26 protein-coding genes and 1 tRNA gene are annotated in these 25,880 nt (G+C 42.8%); 21 read left to right on the forward strand and 6 right to left on the reverse strand.

Annotation, left to right across the window (positions count from 1 at the left end; all coding sequences use genetic code 11):
* Positions 1-83: 83 nt before the first annotated feature.
* The 16 genes from miaB (at position 84) to ABFC84_00340 (ending at position 17,277) form a co-directional block, all read left to right on the forward strand.
* On the forward strand, positions 84-1,451 hold the full coding sequence (miaB, locus tag ABFC84_00265) for a tRNA (N6-isopentenyl adenosine(37)-C2)-methylthiotransferase MiaB (GenBank protein ID MEN6411181.1): 1,368 nt from the start codon (positions 84-86) through the stop codon (positions 1,449-1,451).
* A gap of 27 nt (positions 1,452-1,478) precedes the next feature.
* A complete protein-coding gene (gene mutS / locus ABFC84_00270) occupies positions 1,479-4,067 on the forward strand; it encodes a DNA mismatch repair protein MutS (GenBank protein MEN6411182.1) in 2,589 nt (862 codons plus the stop codon).
* Positions 4,067-5,857: a DNA mismatch repair endonuclease MutL gene (gene mutL, locus ABFC84_00275; protein MEN6411183.1), complete on the forward strand. Its 1,791-nt coding sequence runs from the start codon at positions 4,067-4,069 to the stop codon at positions 5,855-5,857. Before mutS ends, mutL begins: the two co-directional genes overlap by 1 nt.
* 35 nt (positions 5,858-5,892) lie before the next feature.
* A complete protein-coding gene (locus ABFC84_00280) occupies positions 5,893-6,681 on the forward strand; it encodes a class I SAM-dependent methyltransferase (GenBank protein MEN6411184.1) in 789 nt (262 codons plus the stop codon).
* Between the two features lie 4 nt (positions 6,682-6,685).
* The gene (miaA, locus tag ABFC84_00285) at positions 6,686-7,621 is read left to right on the forward strand and encodes a tRNA (adenosine(37)-N6)-dimethylallyltransferase MiaA (GenBank protein MEN6411185.1); all 936 of its coding nucleotides are present in this window, start codon (positions 6,686-6,688) and stop codon (positions 7,619-7,621) included.
* Between the two features lie 47 nt (positions 7,622-7,668).
* Positions 7,669-7,935: an RNA chaperone Hfq gene (gene hfq, locus ABFC84_00290; protein MEN6411186.1), complete on the forward strand. Its 267-nt coding sequence runs from the start codon at positions 7,669-7,671 to the stop codon at positions 7,933-7,935.
* Between the two features lie 131 nt (positions 7,936-8,066).
* Entirely contained in the window at positions 8,067-9,011 is a 945-nt protein-coding gene (spoVK, locus tag ABFC84_00295; GenBank protein MEN6411187.1) for a stage V sporulation protein K, read from the forward strand.
* A 2-nt stretch (positions 9,012-9,013) separates the two neighbouring features.
* Complete coding sequence (locus ABFC84_00300) at positions 9,014-9,619, forward strand: GTPase domain-containing protein (GenBank protein ID MEN6411188.1); 606 nt, start codon at positions 9,014-9,016, stop codon at positions 9,617-9,619.
* Between the two features lie 13 nt (positions 9,620-9,632).
* Positions 9,633-10,193: a hypothetical protein gene (locus ABFC84_00305; GenBank protein MEN6411189.1), complete on the forward strand. Its 561-nt coding sequence runs from the start codon at positions 9,633-9,635 to the stop codon at positions 10,191-10,193.
* Positions 10,186-10,419 (forward strand): hypothetical protein, encoded by a 234-nt coding sequence (locus ABFC84_00310; GenBank protein ID MEN6411190.1) that lies wholly within the window; start codon positions 10,186-10,188, stop codon positions 10,417-10,419. The genes ABFC84_00305 and ABFC84_00310 overlap by 8 nt, the downstream gene beginning before the upstream one ends.
* Positions 10,419-10,742: a hypothetical protein gene (locus tag ABFC84_00315; GenBank protein ID MEN6411191.1), complete on the forward strand. Its 324-nt coding sequence runs from the start codon at positions 10,419-10,421 to the stop codon at positions 10,740-10,742. Before ABFC84_00310 ends, ABFC84_00315 begins: the two co-directional genes overlap by 1 nt.
* A 108-nt stretch (positions 10,743-10,850) precedes the next feature.
* Positions 10,851-12,656 carry a GTPase HflX gene (gene hflX, locus ABFC84_00320; protein MEN6411192.1) on the forward strand — a complete coding sequence of 602 codons (1,806 nt, stop codon included), beginning with the start codon at positions 10,851-10,853 and terminating at the stop codon, positions 12,654-12,656.
* A 2-nt stretch (positions 12,657-12,658) separates the two neighbouring features.
* On the forward strand, positions 12,659-13,897 hold the full coding sequence (locus tag ABFC84_00325) for a methionine gamma-lyase family protein (GenBank protein MEN6411193.1): 1,239 nt from the start codon (positions 12,659-12,661) through the stop codon (positions 13,895-13,897).
* Between the two features lie 122 nt (positions 13,898-14,019).
* Positions 14,020-15,006: a hypothetical protein gene (locus tag ABFC84_00330; protein MEN6411194.1), complete on the forward strand. Its 987-nt coding sequence runs from the start codon at positions 14,020-14,022 to the stop codon at positions 15,004-15,006.
* Positions 14,988-15,815 (forward strand): PRC-barrel domain-containing protein, encoded by an 828-nt coding sequence (locus tag ABFC84_00335; GenBank protein ID MEN6411195.1) that lies wholly within the window; start codon positions 14,988-14,990, stop codon positions 15,813-15,815. The genes ABFC84_00330 and ABFC84_00335 overlap by 19 nt, the downstream gene beginning before the upstream one ends.
* Positions 15,816-15,900: 85 nt before the next feature.
* Positions 15,901-17,277, forward strand: coding sequence for a VanW family protein (locus ABFC84_00340; GenBank protein ID MEN6411196.1), 1,377 nt, complete (start codon positions 15,901-15,903; stop codon positions 17,275-17,277).
* A gap of 44 nt (positions 17,278-17,321) precedes the next feature.
* Here the strand turns inward: ABFC84_00340 and lexA are convergent, their stop codons facing one another.
* Complete coding sequence (lexA, locus tag ABFC84_00345) at positions 17,322-17,942, reverse strand: transcriptional repressor LexA (protein MEN6411197.1); 621 nt, start codon at positions 17,940-17,942, stop codon at positions 17,322-17,324.
* A 230-nt stretch (positions 17,943-18,172) separates the two neighbouring features.
* Here lexA and guaB point away from each other — a divergent pair, with 230 nt between their 5' ends.
* From guaB to ABFC84_00370, 5 genes are all read left to right on the forward strand, one after another.
* Complete coding sequence (gene guaB / locus ABFC84_00350) at positions 18,173-19,627, forward strand: IMP dehydrogenase (GenBank protein ID MEN6411198.1); 1,455 nt, start codon at positions 18,173-18,175, stop codon at positions 19,625-19,627.
* Between the two features lie 167 nt (positions 19,628-19,794).
* Positions 19,795-20,244: an ACT domain-containing protein gene (locus ABFC84_00355; protein MEN6411199.1), complete on the forward strand. Its 450-nt coding sequence runs from the start codon at positions 19,795-19,797 to the stop codon at positions 20,242-20,244.
* 15 nt (positions 20,245-20,259) lie between these two features.
* Positions 20,260-21,543 carry a homoserine dehydrogenase gene (locus tag ABFC84_00360; GenBank protein ID MEN6411200.1) on the forward strand — a complete coding sequence of 428 codons (1,284 nt, stop codon included), beginning with the start codon at positions 20,260-20,262 and terminating at the stop codon, positions 21,541-21,543.
* Positions 21,544-21,569: 26 nt separating this feature from the next.
* The gene (gene thrB / locus ABFC84_00365; GenBank protein MEN6411201.1) at positions 21,570-22,478 is read left to right on the forward strand and encodes a homoserine kinase; all 909 of its coding nucleotides are present in this window, start codon (positions 21,570-21,572) and stop codon (positions 22,476-22,478) included.
* Between the two features lie 45 nt (positions 22,479-22,523).
* Positions 22,524-22,601 (forward strand) — tRNA-Pro (locus ABFC84_00370).
* A 117-nt stretch (positions 22,602-22,718) separates the two neighbouring features.
* Here the strand turns inward: ABFC84_00370 and ABFC84_00375 are convergent.
* The 5 genes from ABFC84_00375 to ABFC84_00395 form a co-directional block, all read right to left on the reverse strand.
* Positions 22,719-23,918 (reverse strand): site-specific integrase, encoded by a 1,200-nt coding sequence (locus tag ABFC84_00375; protein MEN6411202.1) that lies wholly within the window; start codon positions 23,916-23,918, stop codon positions 22,719-22,721.
* An 81-nt stretch (positions 23,919-23,999) separates the two neighbouring features.
* Entirely contained in the window at positions 24,000-24,230 is a 231-nt protein-coding gene (locus ABFC84_00380) for a type II toxin-antitoxin system MqsA family antitoxin (GenBank protein ID MEN6411203.1), read from the reverse strand.
* A complete protein-coding gene (locus ABFC84_00385) occupies positions 24,227-24,568 on the reverse strand; it encodes a DUF4258 domain-containing protein (GenBank protein MEN6411204.1) in 342 nt (113 codons plus the stop codon). Before ABFC84_00385 ends, ABFC84_00380 begins: the two co-directional genes overlap by 4 nt.
* Before the next feature lie 33 nt (positions 24,569-24,601).
* On the reverse strand, positions 24,602-25,027 hold the full coding sequence (locus ABFC84_00390) for an ImmA/IrrE family metallo-endopeptidase (protein ID MEN6411205.1): 426 nt from the start codon (positions 25,025-25,027) through the stop codon (positions 24,602-24,604).
* A 7-nt stretch (positions 25,028-25,034) separates the two neighbouring features.
* Positions 25,035-25,595, reverse strand: coding sequence for a helix-turn-helix transcriptional regulator (locus tag ABFC84_00395; protein MEN6411206.1), 561 nt, complete (start codon positions 25,593-25,595; stop codon positions 25,035-25,037).
* Positions 25,596-25,880 lie beyond the last annotated feature (285 nt).

Below are 25,880 nucleotides of genomic sequence, written 5' to 3' on the forward strand. Positions count from 1 at the left end.
TCCTTTTCTTTAGCGATTCAGAGGGGGGTTAATTGTTTAACAGAAAAAATTAGGATATAATAATCAGCAGGAGTTGATGAAGAATGGCAAAACCAGATCACTTTAAAGTTAAGCAAGGATCAATAAAATCAAATAAAAAGCATTTTACTACTTATACATATGGCTGCCAAATGAATGAAAATGATACAGAGCGTTTAGCGGGTCAGTTAATGGAAATCGGCTATGAGTATACCGAAGAGCCGGAAAAAGCGGATCTGATCCTGATTAATACCTGTTGCGTCCGGGAAAGTGCCGAAAAAAAAATATATGGAAAAATTGGTGAATTAAAGAAACTTAAAGCGATAAAGCCTAATCTTATTATTGGTGTGGCAGGCTGCATGGCACAAAAGGATCGGGATAAAATTTTTAAGAAAGCTTCCCATATTGATTTTGTAATAGGAACCCATAACATACATAAACTGGCTGAATTAGTTCAGAAAGTGGAGAAAAACAGCAAACCGGTATTGGAAATATGGGATCAGGCTGTGGCAGCTTCTCCGGAGATGCCTGCTATTCATAAGGGGCAAGTATCGGCTTGGGTTCCCATTACGTATGGTTGCAATAACTTTTGTACCTATTGTATTGTTCCTTATGTGCGGGGACGGGAAAGAAGCCGTCCGCTGGCCGACATCGTAAATGAAATTCAGCAATTGGGTCAGGACGGTTTTCAGGAGATTACCCTTTTGGGGCAAAACGTGAATTCTTATGGCAGGGATAGCAGTGAACCATACGATTTTGCCGATTTATTGCAGGCTGTTGATGAAGTGGATACCATCACCCGGGTTCGTTATCTGACTTCGCACCCACGGGATATGAATGATAAAGTAATTTCTGCGATTCAGGGTGGTAGAAAAATATGCGAACATTTCCATTTACCGATTCAATCCGGCAGTAATACGATTTTAAAATTGATGAATCGAGGCTATACGGCGGATTATTATCGACAGCTTGTTGCGAAAATCCGCCAAGCAATTCCCCATGCCAGTATTACAACCGATCTTATTGTGGGCTTCCCTGGTGAAACCGATGAGCTTTTCCAAGAAACGTTACAGTTTATTCAATCCATACGCTTTGATGCCGCTTATACTTTTTTATACTCCAAACGTTCGGGAACGCCTGCAGCAGCGATGCCGAATCAAGTGCCGCTGACTCGAAAGAAAGAACGTTTGCAGCAGCTTATGAAACTGCAAAATGATATCAGCCTGGAGATCAATCAAACGCTGGAAGGGAGAACCGTGGAAGTACTGGTTGAAGGGACCAGCAAAAATGATGCGAATATATTAATGGGACGAACCCGTACCAATAAAATTGTGCTATGGAAAGAAAATGGCAGTGAAACGATCGGCCGGCTGCTGCCAATACATATCCGTGCAGGGCAAACTTGGCTGCTAAAAGGTGAATTTACCGGTTAATTGCTTGCTGGGAAGAGGAGAGTTATGATGGCCAGCTATACTCCGATGATAGAACAATATCAGAATATCAAAAATCAACATCCGGATGAAATTTTGTTTTTCCGGCTGGGTGATTTTTATGAAATGTTTTTTGAAGATGCCGAGGTGGCATCGCGGGAATTGGAAATTACTTTAACGGGAAGAGAGGCCGGGCAAAATACCCGGGTGCCAATGTGCGGTATCCCCTATCATGCAGTGGACAACTATCTTGCCAAACTGATTGGCAAAGGGTACAAAGTGGCCATTTGCGAACAAGTTGAGGATCCTAAAAGCGCGAAAGGAATTGTACGCCGTGAAGTGATTAAGATTGTTACTCCCGGCACCATCCTTTCCGAATCCTGCCTTCCCGATAAAGCAAATAATTTTTTGGCGGTTTTGTATGAGAACGAGAAAAACTTTGTTTTGGCGGCAGCGGATGCGTCTACTGGTGAATGTTTGTGGTCCAGCTTTAACGGCTGGGATCGTTTCAATGCCCTTGCCGACCAGTTGATCCGTTTAACGCCGGCGGAAATAGTGCTGACAGGCAGCTGTATCAATAACCAAGCGGTGCAGGACGAACTGAATGGACGACTGTCGTATTGCACGTATACAAAGCTGGCGGTAAATGATTTACAGGCGATACAGTGTTTGCCGGGACAGCACTTTGCCGCCGCAGATTTGCCGCAGGATCCGGATTCACTGCTGGCAGTGGGGTATCTGCTGTATTATTTGCATCAGACGGTGAAAAACGATCTATCCAATATTAATCGTTTAGTTGAGTATAGTGCCGTCAACCATTTGCTTGTCGATGCAGCTTCTTTGCGCAATTTAGAGGTTATCCGGAACACCAGAGACGGAAGCAGGAAAGATACACTTCTCTCTGTCCTGGACTTTACCAAAACGGCAATGGGCAGCCGCCTGCTGAAACGATGGCTGGAATATCCGCTTTTGCAGCCGGCAAAAATTATCCAGCGCCAGGATGCTGTTGCTGCATTATTGGATCAAGCAACCGTACGATATACAATTCAGACCGCGTTAAAAAATATTTATGATTTTGAACGGATTATGACACGTATTGAAGTAGGCACGGCTAATGGACGGGATATGATCGCCCTTAAGTCGTCCCTGACTGTATTGCCGGCAATTAAACAACAGCTTACACAGATCAACAATGCATTGTTAAATCAAATTGATAATGGGATTGACAGGCATGATTCTTTGGTTGAACTGATTGAGTCGGCTATTGTTGACAATCCGCCATTTTCTGTACGGGAAGGCAATATCATTAAGTCCGGCTACCATAATGAACTGGATGAATTACGCCATATTGCCACAGACAGCAAGCAGTGGGTGCAGAACTTGGAAACTTCGGAGCGGGAGCGTACCGGTATCAAATCCTTAAAGGTTGGGTATAACAAAGTTTTCGGATATTACCTTGAGGTAACTCATAGCCACGCTGCCTCTGTTCCATCAACTTATGTACGCAAACAAACGCTGGCGAACGCGGAGCGATACATTACACCGGAATTGAAAGCTTTTGAAGGGAAAATTCTTGGAGCGCAGGAAAAGATCGTCAATATTGAATATGAGCTGTTTTGCAAAATCCGCGATTCTATCAAGGAGCATATGAAAGAAATTCAGAAGACCGCCCGTCATATTGCGCAGCTGGACTGTATTCTGGGGCTGAGTGAAGCAGCCAGTCAATATAATTATGTCAGGCCGCGGATTCGTACGAATCGCAGGATTTCCATCAAGGACGGGCGGCATCCGGTTGTCGAACGCCTTTTAGTACGGGAAATGTTTGTACCTAATGATGTGGAACTGAATCACCAGGATAATGAAATCATGGTGATTACCGGTCCTAATATGGCGGGGAAGTCAACGTATATGCGTCAGGTGGCCTTATTGGTCTTAATGGCCCAGGTGGGCAGCTTTATTCCTGCCCGGGAAGCGGCAATTAGTCCCGTAGATCGTATCTTTACCAGGGTAGGTGCCAGTGATGATTTGGCAACCGGCCAAAGCACCTTTATGGTGGAGATGAATGAAGTTGCGCATATTTTAAAACATGCGACCAAGAACAGCTTGATTATTCTGGATGAAATTGGGCGGGGAACAAGCACTTTTGATGGAATGAGTATTGCCCAGGCCGTTATCGAACATATCTATGAGCATATAGGGGCTAAAACTCTTTTTGCCACTCATTATCATGAGCTTACCGAGCTGGCGGAAACAAATTCCCGTGTTAAAAATTTTTCGGTGGCAGTGAAGGAGCGGGGCAATGAGGTTGTTTTTTTGCGGCGGATTGTTCCAGGTGGGGCTGATAAAAGTTACGGTATCTACGTGGCACAATTGGCCGGATTACCGAAAAAGACGGTAGAGCGGGCTAAAGCCATTTTATTGCAGCTGGAGAAAAACCATAGCATTCCCGCGAAAGTTACCGAAGCAGCGGCGACCACCAGCTCTGGTTCAATGTCTTTGTTTACAAATGCAATCATTGAGGAACTGCTGTCGCTGGATGTGATGACAATTACCCCTATCGAAGCTATTAATCTTTTATATAAATTACAAACTCAAGCGAAAGAGGAAGTTGGTCAATAATGAGTGATGACAGAATACACATTCTTGATGAGCATACGGCAAATCAGATTGCCGCCGGCGAAGTCGTTGAGCGGCCGGCATCGGTTATAAAGGAATTAGTGGAGAATTCGATTGATGCGAAGGGGCACAGCGTTGAAATTGAAATTGCCAATGGGGGAATCAATTTTATCCGGGTTACGGATGATGGTATTGGTATGAGTCCGACCGACACCAAATTGGCTGTTTTACGTCATGCAACAAGCAAAATTCGCTTGGCGGGAGATTTGGTAAAAATTTATTCTTTAGGCTTTCGCGGTGAGGCTTTACCCAGCATTGCGGCTGTGGCAAAATTGACGATTACTACCCGGCAGCAGCAGCAGCCGTTAGCCAGTTATATTGAAATACAAGGCGGAAAGATAGTTGACATCCGGGAAGCGGGCGGCAGTATCGGGACTACGGTAACGGTAACAGATTTATTCTTCAATACTCCGGCCCGGCAAAAATTTTTAAAAACTCCCGGAGCCGAAAGCACACAGATTCATAATGTTTTAGGCAAGCTGGCTTTATCTCAGCCTGAAATAGCCTTTAAACTCATCAATAATGGAAAAACGGTAGTTGCTACTCCGGGGAATGGCCAATTGTATGATACTTTGCTGAGTATGTATGGGCATAAGATCGGCTCAGAGTTGCTGCCGATTGACTATGATCGAGATTCGATTGCTATTTCCGGTTATGTTTCTAAACCCAGTTTGCTAAAAAGCAGCCGCAATTGGCAAACTTTTATCGTAAATGGAAGGATTATTAACAGCCGTTTTATTGCCAAGGCGATAGACAATGCGTATCATTCTTTATTGCCGAAAATCGGATTTCCTTTAGCCGTATTGAATATTAAAGTTCCCCTGGAGTCTATTGATGTAAACGTACACCCACAAAAAAGTGAAGTGAAATTCAGCAATGAACAGATTGTTTTTCGGGCAGTATATCGAGCGATCACTGAAGCATTAACCGCACCGCAATCTCTGAGTCAGCTTGCTGCGACGGTAGAACCCTCACAGCGTCAGTATCATCCGGTTCATACAGACTATGAGTCTCAGCAGAATTACAGTCCGGTTCAATCCGTTCAACTGTGGCAGGAAGGGGAGAACCCTGTCTCCATAGAGACGGCAAGAAGGTTGATGCAGCAGGAAGAACCCATTTTGGCGGGCAAAGGACCGGCGCCGGTGTTGGCTAATGTGGAATCAAATGTTGCTTTTCAGCCTTTAGGACAAGTGAGTGATTGTTATATCGTTGCCCAGGGTGAAGACGGACTCTATATTATCGATCAGCATGCCGCCCATGAGCGAATTTTATATGACCGGTTGTGTGGAGCGGCAGGTCGAATTCCGGTACAGCAGTTATTGATGCCGGCGTACTTTGAGTTTGATGCTGTGGAAATGAGTCTCATTGAGGAAAATCATGCTGTATTTTACGATATGGGATTTACCTTGGAACAAGTCGGACCGAATAGCGTGCGCTTGGTTGAAACACCGGCGGATGTTCCGTCAGCCGAAGTAGAAGCTCTTCTCCGCCAGATAATGGAGATCATTCAAACTGCGCAGCAGCCATCGCCGGAGCAATTACGGCATGCCTGCTTGCAAATGACGGCCTGCAGGGCGGCGATAAAAGCAGGTGATCCTCTGAATATGCGGCAGATCCAAGCATTGTTAAGCGAACTGTGCAACACCGACTTTCCCTATACGTGCCCTCATGGTCGGCCTGCGATCATAAACATTAGTACAGCCGAATTAGCAAAAATGTTTAAACGTACCTGATTCTTAGCGGCAGTGGAAAGTTTGAAGGTGATAAAATGGATTTAGTGGTAACGACAGTCCGCGAGCACTATGCGGCAGAAATGGATACAGCCCGGCAGTTTGCGGCAGCACTTAATGTTCCGTTTGTGCAGCGGGAAAGCAGATCGGTGGGCAATATAAAGGCTGCGTATGGTGTCAATAATATTCTGGCTTTTTCCCGCAGAAAGGGGCCGGTTGTTTATACGGAAGGGGGAGAATTTTTTTTCCATCTGAGTATGGCCGAATTGCGTATAAAAAATATCATAAATGGAAAAGATGACCATATGGTAACAGCAATGGAGCTAAAGTCAGGGATGTCGGTGCTTGATTGTACCCTGGGGCTAGGTACCGACGCTATTGTTGCCAGTTTTATAGCCGGTACCGCCGGAAAGGTCATAGGATTGGAGCATTCACCGGTAGTCGCTTTGATTACCCGGTATGGTTTGCAAAATTTCAGTGGCGACAACAGTGAAATCAACCGTTCAATGCGTAATATACAGGTTTGCAATCTGGATTATCACCAGTATTTAACCCGATTGCCGGAGAAAAGTTTTGATATTGTATACTTTGATCCCATGTTTCGCCATCCCATCCAAAGCAGTTCCAATCTAAAACCGCTGCGTTACCTGGCAGATGCTCGCCCCTTGGATACTTTGGCACTGCAAAGGGCACGCCGCATCGCAAGAAACCGGGTGATTGTAAAGGAAACCTCCCATAGTCCCGAGTTTACCCGTCTGGGAATTACCACAGTTTTTGGCGGTAAATATAGCAGTATCCAATATGGAATGCTTGAGGCGGGAGGTTGATTTTATGGAACGCTTGATTGCCATTATCGGGCCAACGGCAGTGGGTAAAACTAAAATTAGTATTGATTTGGCCAAAATGTTGGGAACGGAGATCATTTCGGGAGATTCTATGCTGGTTTATCGTGGGATGAATATTGGAACCGCCAAGCCGACTTTGGCTGAGCGCGACGGAGTTATTCATCATTTGATTGATATACTTGAACCAAGTGAAGAGTTTACGGTGGTCGATTTTCAAGCAAGGGCAAGTCAATGTATAGCAGATATCAATAGGCGGGGCAAGCTTCCCATTTTAGCAGGGGGAACAGGACTATATGTCAAAGCCTTGCTGGAAGGATATTTGTTTCATCCTGCCCCCGGCGATGCAGAGTATCGGTTTCATTTAGAAAAGCTGGCCCAGGACCACGGCAACCAGTACTTGCATGACAGGCTCGCTAGGGTTGATCCGATTACTGCATCACGGCTGCACCCCAATGATCAGCGGCGCATTGTCCGGGCTTTGGAAGTAGTTCATCTGGGTGGTGACGCGTTTTCCTCCGGTACATTGTCGGAAAACAAATTGATTTATGATGCTGTTGTGATTGGGCTGACAATAGATCGGACTATATTATATCAGCGGATTAATCAACGAGTTGACCAAATGCTGGAACAAGGACTGGTTGCTGAAGTAAAAGCTTTATTAGAGCAGGGAATTTCAACCGGATATCAATCCATGCAAGGCATCGGCTATAAAGAAATCGCTGCTTATTTAAAGGGAGAGGCAGATTTATCCACTGCCAGCGAGAAAGTCAAACAAGCTACGAGGCATTTTGCGAAGCGTCAGCTGACTTGGTACCGTAAGATGCCGTATGTTGTCTGGTTTGATGTAAATGAGTTTACAAACTATGATAAAATGTTGGCAACTTTTTACAATTATATTGCAGGAAAGTTTGACAGCAGGTAGAATAGATTAAAAGATAAAGGTAAACACGAATACGGAGGGGTTTTAGGATGACAACTAAAGTGATTAATTTGCAGGATAGTTTTTTAAATCAAGTTCGCAAAGAAAATTTACCGGTTATTATTTATCTTGTGAATGGGTTTCAGTTGCGTGGGTCGGTGAGAGGTTTTGATAATTTCACGGTAATCATTGAAAATGACGGAAAGCAACAATTAGTTTACAAACATGCGATATCGACTATTACCCCCTTCCGTCCGCTGACAGCCAGCTATCATGAAAAAAAGGAAGAGAGCAAGGCTGAAATGCCCAGTAAATAAAATATCATTTACATACAAGAGAAGAGCGTGGTTTGAAAAGGTGAAAAAATCCTATTGCAATTAGGTTTTTTCACCTTTTTCATTATTTTGCGTATAATGGGTATCACAATAGCCTAAGTGAGGTGACCGGAATGGAATGTACCATACCGCAAGCTGTGTTCACGTCTCTTGAACGGGGAGAAATATCGGCTATTGAGGCTTTTCGAACACTAAGAAACATAGATGGATTGGGAATTTATGACGTGCGTTCTAAGCAAGAGAATCACCAGCAAATTGAAAAACTTTTACAGGAACTGGATCATTTAATTGGGCTCCCGGAAGTAAAAAAATTGGTGCGTGAAATTTATGCATTTATTCAAATTCAAAAACGCCGGGAGGCAGAAAATCTTACGACAGAGCCATTGGTACTGCATATGATCTTTAAAGGCAATCCGGGAACCGGGAAAACCACGGTAGCTCGGATACTGGGTAAGGTTTTTTGCGAAATGGGCGTTTTAATGCGGGGGCATCTGATTGAAGTTGAACGAGCCGATTTAGTGGGCGAATACATTGGGCATACAGCACAAAAAACCCGTGAACAATTAACGAAGGCCTACGGGGGGATTCTATTTATTGATGAAGCCTATTCTTTGGCGCGGGGCGGTGAAAAAGACTTTGGCAAAGAAGCCATTGATGTATTGGTGAAAACCATGGAGGATCACAAGGATGAACTGATTTTAATTCTGGCGGGATACCAAAGGGAAATGGAAAATTTTCTTTCGACCAATCCCGGCTTACGCTCACGATTCCCAATCCACATTGATTTTCCCGACTATAATCAGCATGAATTGTTGAAGATCGCTGAGCAAATGTGCGCTAAACGTCAGTATCGATTGACAGAAGAAGCGCAAAAGGCGTTAATGAATTTCTTGCGTTCGGTACAGTTGCGCGATATTGAAAATTTTGGTAATGCTCGCACGGTAAGAAATATTATTGAGAAGGCTATTCGACATCAGGCGGTACGGCTGATTACGAAAAGCAGTATTACGCGTCAAGAGTTAATGGTGATAGAGTCCAGCGATATTTTGGAGGTGTAAGCATGAAGGAGTTTGTCATTGTGGGCAGGCCAAACTCCGGCAAAACAATGTTTGCTCTTAATTTTTCAGGCTATATGGGCTGCAAAACCATTGATATTACGTTTCGTACCTATGATGGTTTAATTACCTGTCGCCGCTTTACGGTAGAAGAGGCTAAAAGAGAGCTCTGTGGCATGACGACGCATAAAACCCGTTCTTTGCAATCCATTGTTCTACATATTGCCTTAAGAAAAACAATGGTTAATTTCAAATTGACGGATACTTGCGGTCTGATCGAGAAAATTCATTCTGACGAAGCTATTCGCCGTGGAATGGCTCAAACCATTAGTTTGGTACGAAGCGCTGACTTTATTATCCATATTGTTGACTTTTCCGGCGGTGCAATTGATGAATTTAAAAATTCCAATAACATAGACGCAGAGATATTTGATTATGGTGTTGTACGTCATACATATGCATTAATTATCAATAAAATAGATTTGCCATCCGTAAAGGAACATATTGGGCGAATAACAGCTTTATTTCCTACTGCTCTCATTATTCCCGCGTCCGGAATGTACGGGTATGGATTTAAAGAGGTGAAAGCTTGTGTTTCCAGAAATATTTGAGTTTGTCAAGACGATGGCAGCAGTAATTTGCAGTGCAATAGCCATAAAACTCGCGGATGATTATTTGGATAAGGAGGCCGATCTTGCCGGCGCTCAACTCAACTGGTCGGTAAAATTAGGACAGGGTTGCATGGTGTATGCCATGTTTTTTATCATGATAGCGGCTGGGTTAAGCACAAGTTTGACGATTGCTTTGTTTTTTGGCAGCTATATTACCGGGATGTGCAAGGATCTAAATAAAAAATTTGCCACTCGTTTATCCGGCCGGGGAGAAAATTTAATAGTACTGGCTATTGGCAGTATGATTTTAGGCTGGCGAATGATGCTCTTTGGTTTGACATTTATGCTAGCGGTTCAGCTGGTTGACGATTGTATAGATATTTACGTTGATTCCTTGCTGGGGCAGCGCAATTTGGCATGCCGATTTGGCAAAATTGAATGCATTCTGTCAGCTGTATTATGCGGTTTAGTGTCTTGGTGGCTGCAGGAGCAGCTGTTTGCTGTGGTGCTGTTTGGCACCTGCCTATTTTACGCTGCATTGTTGTGGCACCAAAGGAGGCGTGATTATGCTTGAAACTAGCATAATCATAGTTGCAGCCTTATTGATGGGCTATATTTTAGGGAAGCATTATGGCTATCAGCAAGGGAATCGGGAAGGACAGGTCAGTATGGGTTTGCTTTTGCGCCAAAAGTCATTGGAACAGGGACAGTGTGCTTTGTGCCACCAGTTTTTTGAGGACAATAATGCCGGAATGAAACCCAATCCTCCTGTAGATAATAGTTTACAGGAGGGATCGTAGTGAATGTTTCCCGCAGAGAACGCAAGCGCGAGAAAATCATAACCCGGCGAAGTCAATTTTGGGCCAATAGCATTTGGATACTATTGGCAACCGCAGTAGGTTTATTATGGTGTAATCAATATATTTTTACCTTTGCGATGAGTATGACCGTCCTCCTGCTAGGTATTGTCGGTATAAATTACGCTAACATTCGCCTGTTTCTGCCAGGTCTTACTTCGCCTTTTCTGTTTATTCGCTGGAGTGCCGCACTGCTATATTTATTAGGCATTATTATTTTCATCAGCCAGGTGAGTATATACACATTACTATCCTGCCGTCCATAATCTAAAATATAAATTGTAAACGTAAATTTGAGGCTGAATAGCCTCTTTATTGTTGTAAAGAGTAAAGTATTATATAATAAAAAGATGTGTTGGTAGGAGTTGATGGATTTGACAAGTATTTCAGGTGATATTAACGGATTACGGAAAAGCATGATTGAGCGATTAGAACAATTATATGACTATACCATACCCTTTCAGCAGCCAATAGGCTTGGCAATGGCTGACCTGATGGCGCAAATTACCAGTCAAATTAACCGGGAAGTTGTTGTTTACGTGAATCGGCGGGGACAAGTAACTGCTGTTGCTGTCGGCGATGTACGAACTGTATCCCTTCCGGAACCAGAAGGACGGCGCTCACTGAATCGGTTAAGTGGTGTTCGCTGCATTCATACTCATCCTGATGGGCGCAGTAAGCTTAGTGAAATTGATATCGCTTCATTGAAAGAACTCCGTTTTGATGTTATGGCGGCGTTGGGAATAAGCGAAGGCCGGGTTTCCGAGGTCAGCTTTGGCTATATTGCGAATCAATCGGAAACCGGCTATTCTACAGACATGATTGGCCCGATGGATCTTAATGATTTTATAGAGATTGATTTACAATATTTGACACGCCAAATTGAACAGCAATTGGAACTTAACGCTCAAGGAAGCAATTTAATGAGTCAGATTGAGCGGGCGATATTAGTTGGAATTCAGCGTCCCGGCCAATGGGATGTAGTGGATTCTTTGGAGGAACTATCGCAGTTAGCCGATACGGCGGGTGCCCAAGTTTGTGGAACTGTGTGGCAAAAGCGGGAAAAACCGGATGCTGCATTCTTTATCGGTCGCGGCAAAGTTCAGGAAGTCAATTTTATACGGCAGGAGCAGGGGGCTGATATGGTAATTTTTGACGATGAATTATCGCCGGCACAACAACGCAATCTGCAGCAGGCGCTGGGAGTTAAGGTGATAGACCGTACAGCTTTAATTTTAGATATTTTTTCCCAGCGGGCCCGTTCTCATGAGGGAAAGCTGCAGGTTGAGCTGGCTCAACTCCGCTATTCTTTGCCGCGGCTCAGAGGACAAGGCTTAATTTTGTCCCGTCTTGGCGGCGGCATTGGTACCAGGGGCCCGGGTGAAACAAAACTGGAAGTGGATCGCCGACGTATATATTCGAGAATTAGCGAGCTTGAAAAAGAAATCGGAAACGTAAAAAAGCAACGAGAGATCCAGCGAATAAACCGGCAGGCAGCACGGATTCCGCTGGTCGCTATGATCGGTTATACCAATGCCGGCAAGTCAACTTTGCTTAATGCATTGACTGAAGCCGGGGTATTGGCGGAAAATAAATTGTTTGCGACACTGGATCCGACCATTAGGCGGATTACTTTGTCAGACGGTCGGGAAGTGCTTATTGCCGATACCGTCGGATTTATTCAGAAATTGCCCCATCCGTTAATTGCCGCCTTCCGGGCAACTTTGGAAGAAATTGTTCAGGCCGACCTGCTGTTACATGTAGTGGATGTTAGTCATAGCCTGCAGCAGCAGCAATGCGATGCTGTGCATCAGGTGCTGAAAGAACTGGATATTGCGGAAAAACCTACGATAATCGCACTCAATAAGACAGATAAAGTTGACAATCCTCATGTGTTGGCGAGAGCCCTTAGACAGGAAGGAAGTGTAGCGATTTCGGCGGCTTCCGGTCAGGGGATTCCAGCCTTGCTTGAAACAATTGCCAGTTATCTGCATGAGAGCTTGGTTGACATGCGATTGTGTATACCCTATAATGACAGCGGTTTAGTGTCGCGAATTTATAATGTGGCTACCGTTTATTCGACCGACTATCGTGAGGATGGTATTTACATAATTGCGTCAATACCACCTCAATTCAGTGAAAAGTTTCGTATTTATGAACAGGGAGACGACAAACAGTGAAAATATTCGATGACAATAAACTTAATTCTTTTCGTCGGCAAGCTTTAGAAGAAGCGCGTCCGCAGTTTGCTGTTGTTGATGAGATCGCGGCGAATAATACTGCCAGAGTACTTGATGCATTTCGCCGGCATCGCATATCTGATTATCATTTTCGTACGACCAGTGGTTATGCCTATAATGATGTTGGCAGGGAAAAGCTGGAAGAAGTGTGGGCGGATATCTGCGAAACGGAAGGAGCTCTAGTGCGTACCCAGTTTGTGTCGGGAACACATGCCCTTGCTTCCGTTTTATTTGGTATTTTACGACCGGGAGACGAACTGCTGGCGGTTACCGGAACACCTTATGATACCATGCAGAGTGTTATTGGCTATGCTGTTCCGGCCAGGGGATCATTGAAGGAATTTGGCATATCCTATGCGGAGGTCCCAATGGTTAGGGGAAAGGTAGATATGAGCAGCGTTACTGCTCAGCTGAAACCTAACACCAAAATGGTGCTGATTCAACGGTCACGGGGATATAGTTTGCGTTCGCCCTTGACAATTAAAGAAATTCAGGACATTATTTCTCTGGTAAAAAAACAAAAACCGGAGTGCGTTTGTTTTGTTGATAATTGCTATGGAGAGTTTGTTGATGTGCGCGAGCCGTCTGCGGTCGGCGCAGATATTATCGCCGGTTCACTGATCAAAAATCCCGGAGGGGGGATTGCTCCTACGGGCGGTTATGTTGCCGGTAAAGCGGATTTAGTGGATTTAGTGTCCTACCGGCTGACTGCACCGGGAATTGGCAGTGAGCTTGGCGCATCGCTGGTTGAGAATCGCTTGCTATTCCAAGGTCTATTTATGGCTCCTCATACAACGGCACAGGCTGTTAAGGGCGCAATTTTTGCAGCAAGCTTTTTTTCACAGATGGGGTTCAATACAATTCCCCATGTTCAGGAGCGACGCAGCGATATTATTCAAGCCATTGAGCTTGGATCTCCGGAAAAAATGATTGCATTTTGCCGGGGATTGCAAAAATATTCGCCGGTTGACTCTCATGTTCTGCCGGAACCAAGTGCGATGCCGGGCTATTCGGACGAAGTGATTATGGCTGGCGGCACATTCGTCCAGGGCTCATCAATTGAGTTAAGTGCTGACGGTCCCATTCGGCCGCCTTACACAGTTTATTTACAGGGAGGCCTTACTTTTGAACACGCGGTTATCGGCATTATGGGGGCGGCAGCAGAAGTTTTAGCGATATAAATTTACATATTTATATATATTTTGGATTATAACGTATCAAACGACAGGAAAATAGCGAAGCATGTAGAATTGTCTTATAGATAAAAATGATATAAAAATAAATACTTTTTGGTGGGAGTTCTGTGAAATATATAGTTATCATTTTGCTAGCTGTTTCTGTTACTCTGTTTATTGTACATTTATTGGCAAACAAGGTGTTCGGATTTCGCTTGCGAATGAAGCCATTGCTGTGGTGTGCCGGCTGTGCGATTTTCTTAAGCGCTGTTTTGCCTAAGTTGATTATAAATTTTGTAGGCTTTCAAGGTGCGATGGCTTTATTAGCGGTGGCTGCCGTGGCTTTTGCCTACATAGTGGCTTACTTTGACGGTTCGACAGGTGATGGACAGTCGACAGATAATAATTTGCAGTCGGAATGTTGTGTAGTAGCCGATACTGCATCTCATTTTCAGGTTATGTCTCAGCCGACTTTGTCTCCGGCTAGTTTTAAAGAATTGATAGACGAAAGTAGTACCTGTGACGCTCCAACTGCAGCTGCCATTGATTCTGTTTCGAATGAAGTAACAAATGAGCTGCTTGATCCGGAGCAGAAAAACCCATTACCAGAATATGAAGTAGAAGATTTGGGTGGTGATGAGCCGATAGTACCGTTAGCCGCTGAGAATGGAGAGCTAATAGATGAAAGTGATACAATGTCAATAATGGATGATATACAATGTCAGTCTGATTCTCTGGATGATTTGATGGATTTTGCTTTTGAGCAGAAGGAGCAGCATAATTTGCGACAGGCTTTGAAAGCATTTCAAAAAGCCTTAAAATTATACCATGAAAGTGAAACGGCTCCTTTTTTAATTGCTGAAATTGGCGGTATTTTAAAAGAGCAGGGATTATATGAGGACGCGATTCAAGTTCTTTCTGAAGGGCGGGATATTGCCAAGCTTCGTTTTGACACAGCTTTAGAAGAGGAGTTTGTTGATGTGGTCGCATATTTACGTATTGTAAAAAATGTTCTGCTGGAGCAGCGGTTAGGATTTATTCCGTTTAGCAATATTCCGGTAAATGTTGCCGCACAAATTGATTCTGAGTTTAGTGAATGGCGAAAATTGAAATGATTTATTATAAAAAATATTTAGGGGGACATAGAATGAAAAAAAGTGTAGATATCATTGGACTGCCTGTTATTAGTATTACCGAAGGCAAGGAATTGGGAACAATTACAAGATTTGTTATTAATCCCGGTGAAGGTTCTGTAGAGGCTTTTGTAGTTGACGATGGAAAGTGGTATATGGGAGCCAAATTATTATTGACTTCATCCGTGACGGGTATTGGTGAAAGTGCTGTGACTGTCGATAACAGTAATAGCATTTTTGAAGTAAAAGAAGCTCCGGATTTGGAACGGCTTTTAATTGCAGACATAAATGTAATTGGTACAAAAGTGTTGACCAAAGCTGGCGAGCTCCGTGGCAAAGTGACTGAAATTGTCTTTGATGAAACTGGGAAATTTATTTTCTGTGAAGCAGAGGAAAATGGCGAAACTGCTCAAATACCGGCAGAACGTGTTGTTACATTTGGTAAGGATGTTTTAATAGTAACTGGCGAGGACGAGGTACAGAATACTCCTGTTACGAAATCAAAGCCGCTTGAGTCTGCATCTGCCGTTATTGCAGCAGCACCCGCATTTACTGAAAAACCGGCTGTACCTGAGCCTGCTGTTGCTGTGCAGGAAACAGCCAGCGAAGATACGGGGAAAAAATTTGATGATAAGCATCGTAAATATTTACTTGGCAAGAAAGCCAGCCGACGCATTGAAACCGACAATGGGATGTTGATTGTTGAGCAAGGTGGCGAAATCACCGAAGAAGTATTGCAAAAGGCAAAGCTGGCGGGAAAATTTGTCGAGCTTTCTATGAACATTCAATGATAGTATTGTAAGGTTTTTAAAATAATAAGTCCCCGCGAGAGCGGGGACTTATTATTAAATGAAATCAATTGGCAGGTGCTCTGGCGTGAAGATTGCAACAGTGAAAAGTCCTAATCATCTAATTATGTTTTTAGGTATTATTATTTTGTTTAGCTCCGTAAGTGTACTTGCGGTTAATTCAGCTTTTTTGTTTACAGATGAGATATACCGTGGAGTTAGTATTGGCGATGTTTCCGTAGGCGGACTATCTGTGGAACAAGCGGAGCAAAAGATAGCAGCAGCTTTTACGGAGCGAACCAAGGCGCCGCCTATTGTGCTGGAATGTCAGGATCAAACTTGGACGGTTACCGCGCAGAATATTGAGCTTACGCTTGATGCTGCCGATTTAGCACAGCAGGCGTACCAGGTGGGGCGTAAAGGGAGCTTTTTTAACCAGATGCAAGAGCGATATATTGCTATTAATCATGGTATAACTATTCCGCTCATGATTCACTATAATCAGGAAAGTTTATTGACGATAATTAAGGATATAGCACAGTCTATTAATCGGGAACCTCACAATGCCGTATTGGTTCAGCGGGGTACAACAATTCATGTGATTCCGGAAGTGATTGGCCTTAAAATTGATGTTGACACTGCTGCAGCGGAGATCGCTGAGAATTTAAATCATCATTTTCCTTTTAAGCTGGCCTTAGTTGTTCAAGAGGATCAACCCCCGGTAGTAGCCTCTGATTTTGCCGATATTGATGGCCTTATTGCTTTATATACCACACAATTTAATTCTTCAAATGAAAATCGGACTCAAAACATTCGACTTGCGGCAAAAAGCATTAATAATATATTAGTACATCCCGGTGAGGTAGTATCATTTAATAATTTGGTAGGGCTTCGCTTGGAGAAATTTGGCTATCAGGAGGCACCGGTTTTTATTGACGGAAAACTAGTTCCGGATTGGGGGGGAGGAGTGTGTCAGGTAAGCAGTACCTTATATAATGCTGTATTGCTGGCTGATTTGGGGATCGTGGAGCGAACTTCTCATTATAGTCCACCCGGTTATGTTCCTTTGGGACAAGATGCCACAGTAGCCGACAATCTATTGGATTTTAAATTCAAGAATACTACTTCTCATAATATTTACATTAGCAGCGAGGTTTCAGGAAATCAGTTAATAGTATACATTTTTGGCAAAGAAAGATCAAATTCACCGGATATTCGGATTGAAGCCACAGATAAGAAGATCCTGGAACCAAATACAATAATTAAGCAAGATCCTAATTTGGAATTAGGCAAAGAAGTTGTTGAAGTGGAAGGACAAAAAGGATTTCAAATTACTACTTATCGGGTAAAATACGTAAATGGAGCGGAAATTAGCCGGGATTATCTGGCTTCTGATGAATTCAAGCCGGAAGACAGAGTGGTTCGTGTTGGCACAAAAAATGATTCCAATCAATTGACTAAATAAACTAAACCAAACCACCCATATCGGGTGGTTTGGTTTAGTTTTTGTTATAAACGTCTGAATATACCAGTGACGCGTCCGAGAATTGATACGTTTTTCGAGTAAATTGGATCCATGAAATCATTCTCGGGCTGCAGGCGTATACAATCTTTCTCCCGGAAAAACCGTTTCACAGTGGCTTCTTCACCATCTAACAGTGCGACAACGATGTCGCCATTATCAGCACTTTGTGTTTCTCGTACTAATATGTAATCACCATCCAGTATACCGGCATTAATCATGCTGCTGCCGTGAACAGTGAGCATGAATACATCATCTTTACTGCCAACAAGATCGGCAGGCAGGGGATAGGTTTCTTCAATATTTTCAGTTGCCAGTATGGGTTGACCCGCTGTTACATGACCAACTAATGGTACAGCTATTAGTGTTTTTTGACGCCAAAGAACATCATCCAATACATCAATTGCCCGGGGTTTTGTGGGATCGCGCCTTATAAATCCGAGCTTTTCCAGCTTTGATAGATGACTGTGTACAGTAGAACTGGAACTGAGGCCGACTGCTTCACCAATTTCACGCACGGAGGGTGGATAACCTTTTTTTCGTAAAGTGTCTTTAATATAGTTCATTATCTGCTTTTGCCGGGTGTTTAAAGATTCATATTTAGTCATAACATCACTCCGTAATAGTAGCTCAGACTTTTCTTATTGGTTATTATAACAAGAAATGCCCGATATTGCAAACGTTAGTTCGCTTAATAGTATGCAGTCAGAATAAAAAGTTATTGCGTAAGTTTTTAACAAAAAAATATTTTAATACATAAAAAAGGGTAGATTCGGCTAGTTTAAATGTGTTATTATAGTTGAAATACATGATGAATTTTGCCGAAGGGAGTAATTGCATGTTTGAAAACAAATTTGGATCAGAAGGGCTGACTTTTGATGACGTATTACTAGTTCCAGCGAAATCTGAAGTTTTGCCACGTGAAGTTGAAGTTTCTACCCATTTAACCCGCAATATTAAACTAAACATTCCTATTATCAGTTCGGGTATGGATACAGTTACTGAGGCACGAATGGCGATTGCCGTAGCCAGAGAAGGTGGCTTGGGCGTAATTCATAAGAACATGCCTATCGAGTGTCAGGCAAATGAGATTGATAAAGTAATACGGTCAGAGCACGGGATTATAGTTGATCCGATTTTTTTATCTCCGGATAATACGTTGCAAGATGCTCATAATTTAATGGAAAAATATCATATATCGGGTGTACCGGTAACTGATAAAAATAAATTAGTCGGTATTCTTACGAATAGGGATTTGCGGTTTGAAACGGATTTGAAAAGAAAAATTGGCGAGTGTATGACCAGAGAACACTTGATTACCGCTCCGGTAGGCACTTCAGTGGAAGCTGCCAAAGAATTATTGCGGAAACACCGGATTGAAAAATTGCCGTTAGTTGATAGGGAAGGGAACCTAAAAGGGTTAATCACGATTAAGGATATAGAGAAAGCCCAGAAATATCCTAATTCCGCCAAGGATAATAAAGGACGATTGTTAGTAGCCGCCGCGATTGGGGTTGGCTCTGATATGATGGATCGTGTGGATGCAGTTGTTGGGGCCAGAGTAGATGTTCTTGTTGTGGATACTGCTCATGGACACTCAAAAGGTGTGCTGGAGGCTGTTAAAATTATTAAGGCGGCACATCCGCATGTTGACCTCGTCGCAGGCAATGTAGCTACAGCAGACGCAACCCGGGCTTTGATTGAAGCAGGAGCCGATTGTGTGAAAGTGGGAATCGGTCCGGGGTCAATCTGTACGACCAGAGTTATTGCCGGAATTGGCGTTCCGCAGATAACGGCCGTATATGATTGTTCCAATGCAGCCAGGGAATATAATATTCCGATTATTGCCGACGGTGGAATCAAGTATTCCGGCGATATTGTTAAAGCGATCGCTGCCGGCGCAAATGTTGTGATGATCGGGAACTTATTTGCCGGTACGGAAGAGAGCCCTGGGGAGACAGTTATTTATCAGGGACGCAGTTATAAAGTTTATCGGGGTATGGGTTCATTGGGAGCTATGGCTCAAGGCAGTAAAGATCGTTATTTTCAAGAAAACATGGACAAGCTTGTTCCAGAGGGAATAGAGGGAAGGGTACCTTATAAAGGATCTTTAGCAGATACTGCCTTCCAATTGATTGGTGGCTTGCGAGCCGGAATGGGATATTGCGGTGTGCGTAATATCGAAGAACTGATAACTAAGACCAAGTTTATTCGTATTACTGGGGCAGGGTTAAAAGAAAGCCACCCCCATGATATTAGTATTACAAAGGAATCGCCTAATTATAGTTTATAAAATGAACGAAATTTCTTTCGTAAAAGAGCCGTTCTGTTATGTAGGACGGTTTTTTGTTTTTTAATTTGTTAAGTTTTATATTAGTACTTGTATTTTATAAGCATATAATGTTATAATGTCTACCGTACATAGATAATTATCCATTTACACAACACGGAGAGGGCGATATGGTGACAGAGCAGAAATCTGTATTTTTTTTAGTACGGGAAGAGATTTTGCCGGAAGCAATCAAAAAAACAATTAAAGTAAAAGACATGCTTAAACGTGGCGAAGCAAGTACCATTAATGAGGCTGTAGAGAAAATGGAACTTAGTCGCAGTGCCTACTATAAGTATAAGGATTATGTGTTTCCATTTTATGAAGCCAGCAGAGAAAAAATTGTAACACTGGCATTATTATTAGAGCATAAACCGGGTGTTTTATCCCGGGTATTAAACACTATTGCCAGTGAACACGGCAGTATTATGACTATTAATCAAGGAATACCGCTGCAGGGAGTGGCCAATGCCACTGTTTCCATTGAAACAGCAGAATTAGTGATTGATCTGGAAGCTCTGTTAGACAAATTAAGAATGGTAGAAGGAGTCAAACGACTTGAAGTATTGGGTCAGGAATAGGGAGGGGCAGAATAGATGGCAAAAACAATCAATGTTGGCTTACTTGGTATGGGAACAGTGGGAACTGGCGTGGCAAAAATTTTGACTAACAATGGCAGCAATATTGCTGCTAAAGTGGGACTGCCGGTAGCAATTAAAAAAGTATTAGTCAGAAATCCTCATAAACTCCGGAATTTCAAGGTGGACGCACAATTTGTCACCGATATCGAGGAAATCATAAATGACGATGAAATTGATATTATAATTGAAGTTATGGGGGGGGAACAACCGGCAAAAGACTACATGATTCAAGCTCTAACAGCCGGTAAACATGTGGTTACAGCGAATAAAGACGTAATAGCCCAATATGGACATGAATTATTTGATGCTGCTGCGAGTAGTAAAGTCGATTTTATGTTTGAAGCAAGTGTCGGCGGTGGAATTCCTATTATCAGACCATTGAAGCAATGTTTGGCTGCCAACCGCATCACCGAAGTCATGGGAATCGTTAATGGAACGACAAACTATATGTTGACCAAGATGACTAATGAGGGCCTGGATTTCGCTGAAGTACTGTCTGAGGCCCAGGCCCAGGGATATGCTGAAGCTGATCCTACCGCAGATGTAGGTGGTTTAGATGCAGCTCGTAAAATTGCAATTTTAGCATCCATTGCATTTGGTACCCGAATTTCCCTGGATGATGTTTATACCGAGGGAATTACTAATATTTCTGCTGAAGATATTGACTATGGTAAGGAATTGGGCTACGTTATTAAATTATTAGCGATTGCCAGAGAAGATGAACAAGGAATTAATGTACGGGTTCATCCTGCGTTCATCCCTTGTGATCATCCCTTAGCGTCGGTTCATGATGTGTTTAATGCTATTTATATAAAAGGGGATGCTGTCGGAGAGACAATGTTTTATGGCCGTGGTGCCGGTGAGATGCCGACAGCCAGTGCGGTCGTGGCCGATGTAATTGACGTGGCCCGGGATATACAGCATGGTGCCTGTGGTAGAATTTTGTGTACTTGTTTTGAAGAGAAAAGATTATGCCCGGTACAAAAAACTGAATCACCTTATTATATTAGATTACTGGTGGATGATAAGCCAGGCGTTTTAGCTGCTATAGCCGGTGCTTTTGGGGCACAAAATGTAAGCTTAAATTCGGTTATCCAAAAACGCAAGGTAAATAATTGTGCGGAAATCGTACTGATTACTTATAAAGTAACGGATGAAAATATTCGCATGTCGATTAATACAATTAATGGTATGTCGGCGGTAAATGAAGTACGCAGTATAATCCGGGTGGAAGCCTGATTGCCGGAAGTAGGGGAGAAAACGATATGCCGATAACAACGAAAGTAAGAATTCCCGGTACTACGGCCAACTGTGGTGCTGGTTTTGATGCTGTTGGGATGGCTTGTACTATATATAATGATTTAGAATTAACTTTAACGGAAAACGGTAAGCTGTCTATTGAAATATTTGGTGAAGGGAAAGACGCAATTCCAGCCGATGAACGCAATATTGTCTGGAAAGCTATACAGACAGTACTGAAAAAGGTAGGCATGTCTTATTCTGGGATTCATATCAAGATGAACAATCACATTCCCCTGGCCAGGGGTTTGGGCAGTAGCGCAGCCGCTATTGTAGCAGGATTAGTTGCTGCCAATACAGCCACAGGCACTCGACTGAATAAGCATGAACTTTTAACCATGGCTACTGCTTTAGAGGGGCATCCTGACAATGTAGCCCCTGCTATTTTTGGCGGGATCGTAGTAAGTATTATGCGGGGCAAAGACGTACAAAGCTTACGGTTTATGCCGCCTGAACCACTTACTATGGTGGTTGCTGTGCCGGATTTTACTCTGTCAACTAAAACATCCCGGGAAGTTTTGCCGCTGAAAGTGCCTATGAAAGATGCTGTTTTTAATGTAAGTCGGACAGCATTATTAGTAAGCGCTTTGTGCCAGGGTGAATTCGGTTTTCTTAAATATGCACTGGATGATAAACTACATCAACCCTATCGACAAAAACTTATTCCCGGTATGCAGGATGTTTTTCAAGCAGCCCAGCTGCAGGGAGCGTTCGGTTCTGTCATTAGCGGGGCCGGTCCATCAATTATTGCTTTTACCCAGCAGAATGCCGAAGCAATTGGTAACGCGATGGTAAATGCGTTTAAAGCTTATAAGATTTCTTCGCATTATCTGATTTTAGATATTGACGCTGATGGCGCGAAAAACATTACATAATGCTTGACAGTGGTCTAGAAAAACGGTAAAATATATTTTGTTAGTCGGGGCGTAGCTCAGTTTGGCTAGAGCGCTACCTTGGGGTGGTAGAGGCCGCACGTTCAAGTCGTGTCGCTCCGACCAGTTAAATACAGTAAAATCAAGGGTCCGCAGAGATGCGGGCTCTTTTCATTTCATTAAATTATGTTAAGTTATCCCTTAGCTTGTCCCCTACGAAAGCAAACAAGAGATTGAAATAGATTATTTGGCTTGTCCTTTTGAATCGGATGGTTTGAGCCGATCCAGAATTCCCTGCATAACTTCTGCCGAATGCTCTTCTGCTGATTGGAGTTCGTGGATATAGGTTTTCAAGGTAAAAGATTTATCGCTGTGACCTAATTTTGCACTGATAGTGGCAATATCCAGCCCTGACTTTAAAAGATAGCTGCCGCTTAAGTGCCGGAACGTGTGAGGACTTATAAGGGGAAGATTATGTTCTTCACAAAATGAACTTAGAAAACTGTTAAAACTATGCGGATGAGCAACAGATCCATCCCATTTTGTAAATAGCCATTTATCGGGGCCGACCGGATCATCAAGTACAACGACTTTATTTCTTTTCGCTCTACGTTTGGCTGCAGCTTTAACTTCTTCTTTCCAATCAGCAAGCATTGCCACGATATCCGGCGGAAGTGAGATAGTACGGTACGAATTGTCGGTCTTAGTATCTTTAATTACAACTCCGTGTTTGGGCACGTATACGGCAGCCAGAGCGATTGTCAGGGTATGTTTATCAAAGTTGACTTCTTTCCATTTCAAACCGAAAATTTCTTCGCGGCGCATGCCCAGGGAAAAGCTTAGCATAACCCATAGCCGGTGCTTTAAAATCTTATGTGTCGACAATGCCGCAAAAAATTGTTTTAGCTCTTCCTCTGAGGGGATTCGCTTGCTGCTTCGTCCGGCTTTAGGCAGCTTAACCTTATCGCAGGGATTCTTAGTGATAAAATCCCATTGGTAAGCTGTATTCAGCAAAGTCTTCAACAGGGATGCGTGCTTCCGGATATAGGCTTGGGATAGGGGAGTATCGTCCACAGAGGCGTCGGGCGCTCTTAGCTGCTCATAAAAATTTAGTATTTGCTTAGGGGTGATTTTATCAATTCTGATATGCCCCAGGGCGGCGCCGATGCGGTCATAGACTCCTTCAAGTAGTGTTCTGGTTGTAATCTCTAGGTGATCTTCAGCGTAATGCTTCTTCCAGTATTCATAGAACTGGGCTAATGTCATTTTATCCGAATCACCGGAAAGTACTTTTCCTTTCAAAACCTCCGCAGCAAATAGTGTCCACTGTTGTTCGGCTTCCGGCTTTGATTCGGCTTGAATGGTTTTAGTGTATTCTTTTTGCTCATGAACAACAGTGAGGAGATAGGAATCTTTGCCGCGTTTTTTAATTTTTGAAGGCATGTTCACCTCATAAGATATTTTTTTGCCAGCATTCCCGGGAACGGAGATGCTGGCTTTTTTGGGTTAGGCGATAGAAGTATGTTATGCAACTTTATCTGAAAATTTTATAACTGCAATTTCTGTAATTGAGGTACGCATAGCGTTTACTATTTTTTCAAGTTGTTTTGCCGTTTCATTGCTATAGGACACCTCACCGCATTGGCTGCATACCTGTGAGGGTACGTTTTTTACAATCACAATGCAATTCCCCAAATCGACCATAAATGTAGATTCTTTATTTTCTAGGTGGCCTTTACACATAAAGCAGATCATAAATTTTTCCTCCTTGTTTTATAGTCGGCTTCCCATTCGTTTGGGTTAGGATAATATGCGGTTATGATCCATAATTCAATATCAGAGAGCCCACACACGACGTGTAATTGAGTTTTGGCAATTGATACGCCCAAAACTAAATAACTGGGATAAGGATGGGCTTCGGGATAGCTTTCAATGATTTCTCCACTCGATAAAGCGTGTGCAACGTCGTCTGTACTTATGCTACGCTGGAACAGGCGAAGTAATGCATGTTGCGTCCAGCGTAAAGTATTTTCCTGACAGAGCTGCCGAATACGGGCTATAGAGCGGTTCTCATGTCTTTCTAAAAGATTCATGCGCACAACTCCTTGCAAGTTTTTTCATCTAGTCTATTCCTTTTGCTTTAAATTAATTAATTCTTTTGGAATACCGCGCTTGCTTGCTATTGAAAAGAGAGAACAAGTTTCAAATTCTCTTAGTAAGTCATCTGGCAATAGTAATTCAACGGCAAATGTATTTGCTTCAGTTTCTATTTTATTAGCGGAATAAAAGGTATGGCGTTTTAAAAATGGGGTGTTTACGTTGGGGTGGAAGATAGCGTGTCCAAGTTCATGGGCGCAGACAAAGTTCTTTAAATCCTCAGGAATGTAGTTATTAAGATGAATCATTTTGATTCGTTTATATTTATTAAAAAAGCCAAGAGTGTTTTTCATATCTGAATAGATGATGATAACGTCCAAAATGGTGGCTAGGGCAAAAGGATCACTAGTGTGGTGCTTTTGGATTAGTTTCTCAACAGCTTTTTTGATATCCACGACAAAATCACTCCTTACAATATTTTTTAGGAGTGAATTTTTTCTTTGCGATCTGCTTTGCGAGACGCATAGAGGTGAGGAGGCTGGCTTTGAGTAGTTCGCGGTCTTCTTCATCTTCGGGATAGTTGTATGCTGCTATGACGTTTTTATTATCAAGATTATTTATCATAGCTTCAAGATCACGGGCAATTTCACGTTCGTCTCTGGGGGTGAGGAGTGGAAGGGAAGGCCTAATATCCCCTTTTAAGGCATCTTCTGCAACTGCTTTTTGAAACGCCAATGCTTTTTTCACATCACCATCAAAATGATCTAATACAGGCCCTTGTAATTCGGCAATTAGGTCATCGTCGTCATAATTTGTCGGATCATCAATCCAGCCCATAAGATAGGCAGGGGTAGTCTGCAGTGCCTCTGCAAAAGCCTCAATTTTAGATTGCGGGATATCATTATCGCCGCTTTCGATTTTTGCAATAGTAGATGGCGATCTATATCCCAGCATCTGGGCAAGTTCGTTTTGTGATAAATTCAATTCTTTCCTCCTAGATTTAATCCTTTTATACAACTCCACGTCGATTAATCCCCTTTTAACTATAAACTTTTGTTTATAGTTAATGTATCATAAGGTGGATTTAAAATCAATAATAATTTAAAATTATAAACAAAATTATTGACTAATAATCATATCAATGGTATATTGTGATTGTGATTTAAAATCAAATACAAATAAGACCTGCTAGTAAAAGTCAAGGACTGATTGAAGAAAATCGATAAATTCGCTTCATCTAAAAATGGGTAACCTTAATAAACCTCAAAAACAGTAAATTTTGAAAGCGAGTGTTCCTTATGGATACTT

It is taken from the genome of Veillonellales bacterium (assembly GCA_039680175.1).
GTDB lineage: Bacteria > Bacillota > Negativicutes > JAAYSF01 > JAAYSF01 > JBDKTO01.

What these genes read in the sequence shown, in the direction of transcription:
- miaB (MEN6411181.1), top strand. Translation starts at nt 84, where the DNA reads ATGGCAAAACCAGATCACTTTAAAGTTAAGCAAGGATCAATAAAATCA.
- mutS (MEN6411182.1), top strand. Translation starts at nt 1,479, where the DNA reads ATGGCCAGCTATACTCCGATGATAGAACAATATCAGAATATCAAAAAT.
- mutL (MEN6411183.1), top strand. Translation starts at nt 4,067, where the DNA reads ATGAGTGATGACAGAATACACATTCTTGATGAGCATACGGCAAATCAG.
- ABFC84_00280 (MEN6411184.1), top strand. Translation starts at nt 5,893, where the DNA reads ATGGATTTAGTGGTAACGACAGTCCGCGAGCACTATGCGGCAGAAATG.
- miaA (MEN6411185.1), top strand. Translation starts at nt 6,686, where the DNA reads ATGGAACGCTTGATTGCCATTATCGGGCCAACGGCAGTGGGTAAAACT.
- hfq (MEN6411186.1), top strand. Translation starts at nt 7,669, where the DNA reads ATGACAACTAAAGTGATTAATTTGCAGGATAGTTTTTTAAATCAAGTT.
- spoVK (MEN6411187.1), top strand. Translation starts at nt 8,067, where the DNA reads ATGGAATGTACCATACCGCAAGCTGTGTTCACGTCTCTTGAACGGGGA.
- ABFC84_00300 (MEN6411188.1), top strand. Translation starts at nt 9,014, where the DNA reads ATGAAGGAGTTTGTCATTGTGGGCAGGCCAAACTCCGGCAAAACAATG.
- ABFC84_00305 (MEN6411189.1), top strand. Translation starts at nt 9,633, where the DNA reads ATGGCAGCAGTAATTTGCAGTGCAATAGCCATAAAACTCGCGGATGAT.
- ABFC84_00310 (MEN6411190.1), top strand. Translation starts at nt 10,186, where the DNA reads ATGCTTGAAACTAGCATAATCATAGTTGCAGCCTTATTGATGGGCTAT.
- ABFC84_00335 (MEN6411195.1), top strand. Translation starts at nt 14,988, where the DNA reads ATGGCGAAAATTGAAATGATTTATTATAAAAAATATTTAGGGGGACAT.
- lexA (MEN6411197.1), bottom strand. Translation starts at nt 17,942, where the DNA reads ATGACTAAATATGAATCTTTAAACACCCGGCAAAAGCAGATAATGAAC.
- guaB (MEN6411198.1), top strand. Translation starts at nt 18,173, where the DNA reads ATGTTTGAAAACAAATTTGGATCAGAAGGGCTGACTTTTGATGACGTA.
- ABFC84_00355 (MEN6411199.1), top strand. Translation starts at nt 19,795, where the DNA reads ATGGTGACAGAGCAGAAATCTGTATTTTTTTTAGTACGGGAAGAGATT.
- ABFC84_00360 (MEN6411200.1), top strand. Translation starts at nt 20,260, where the DNA reads ATGGCAAAAACAATCAATGTTGGCTTACTTGGTATGGGAACAGTGGGA.
- thrB (MEN6411201.1), top strand. Translation starts at nt 21,570, where the DNA reads ATGCCGATAACAACGAAAGTAAGAATTCCCGGTACTACGGCCAACTGT.
- ABFC84_00375 (MEN6411202.1), bottom strand. Translation starts at nt 23,918, where the DNA reads ATGCCTTCAAAAATTAAAAAACGCGGCAAAGATTCCTATCTCCTCACT.
- ABFC84_00380 (MEN6411203.1), bottom strand. Translation starts at nt 24,230, where the DNA reads ATGATCTGCTTTATGTGTAAAGGCCACCTAGAAAATAAAGAATCTACA.
- ABFC84_00385 (MEN6411204.1), bottom strand. Translation starts at nt 24,568, where the DNA reads ATGAATCTTTTAGAAAGACATGAGAACCGCTCTATAGCCCGTATTCGG.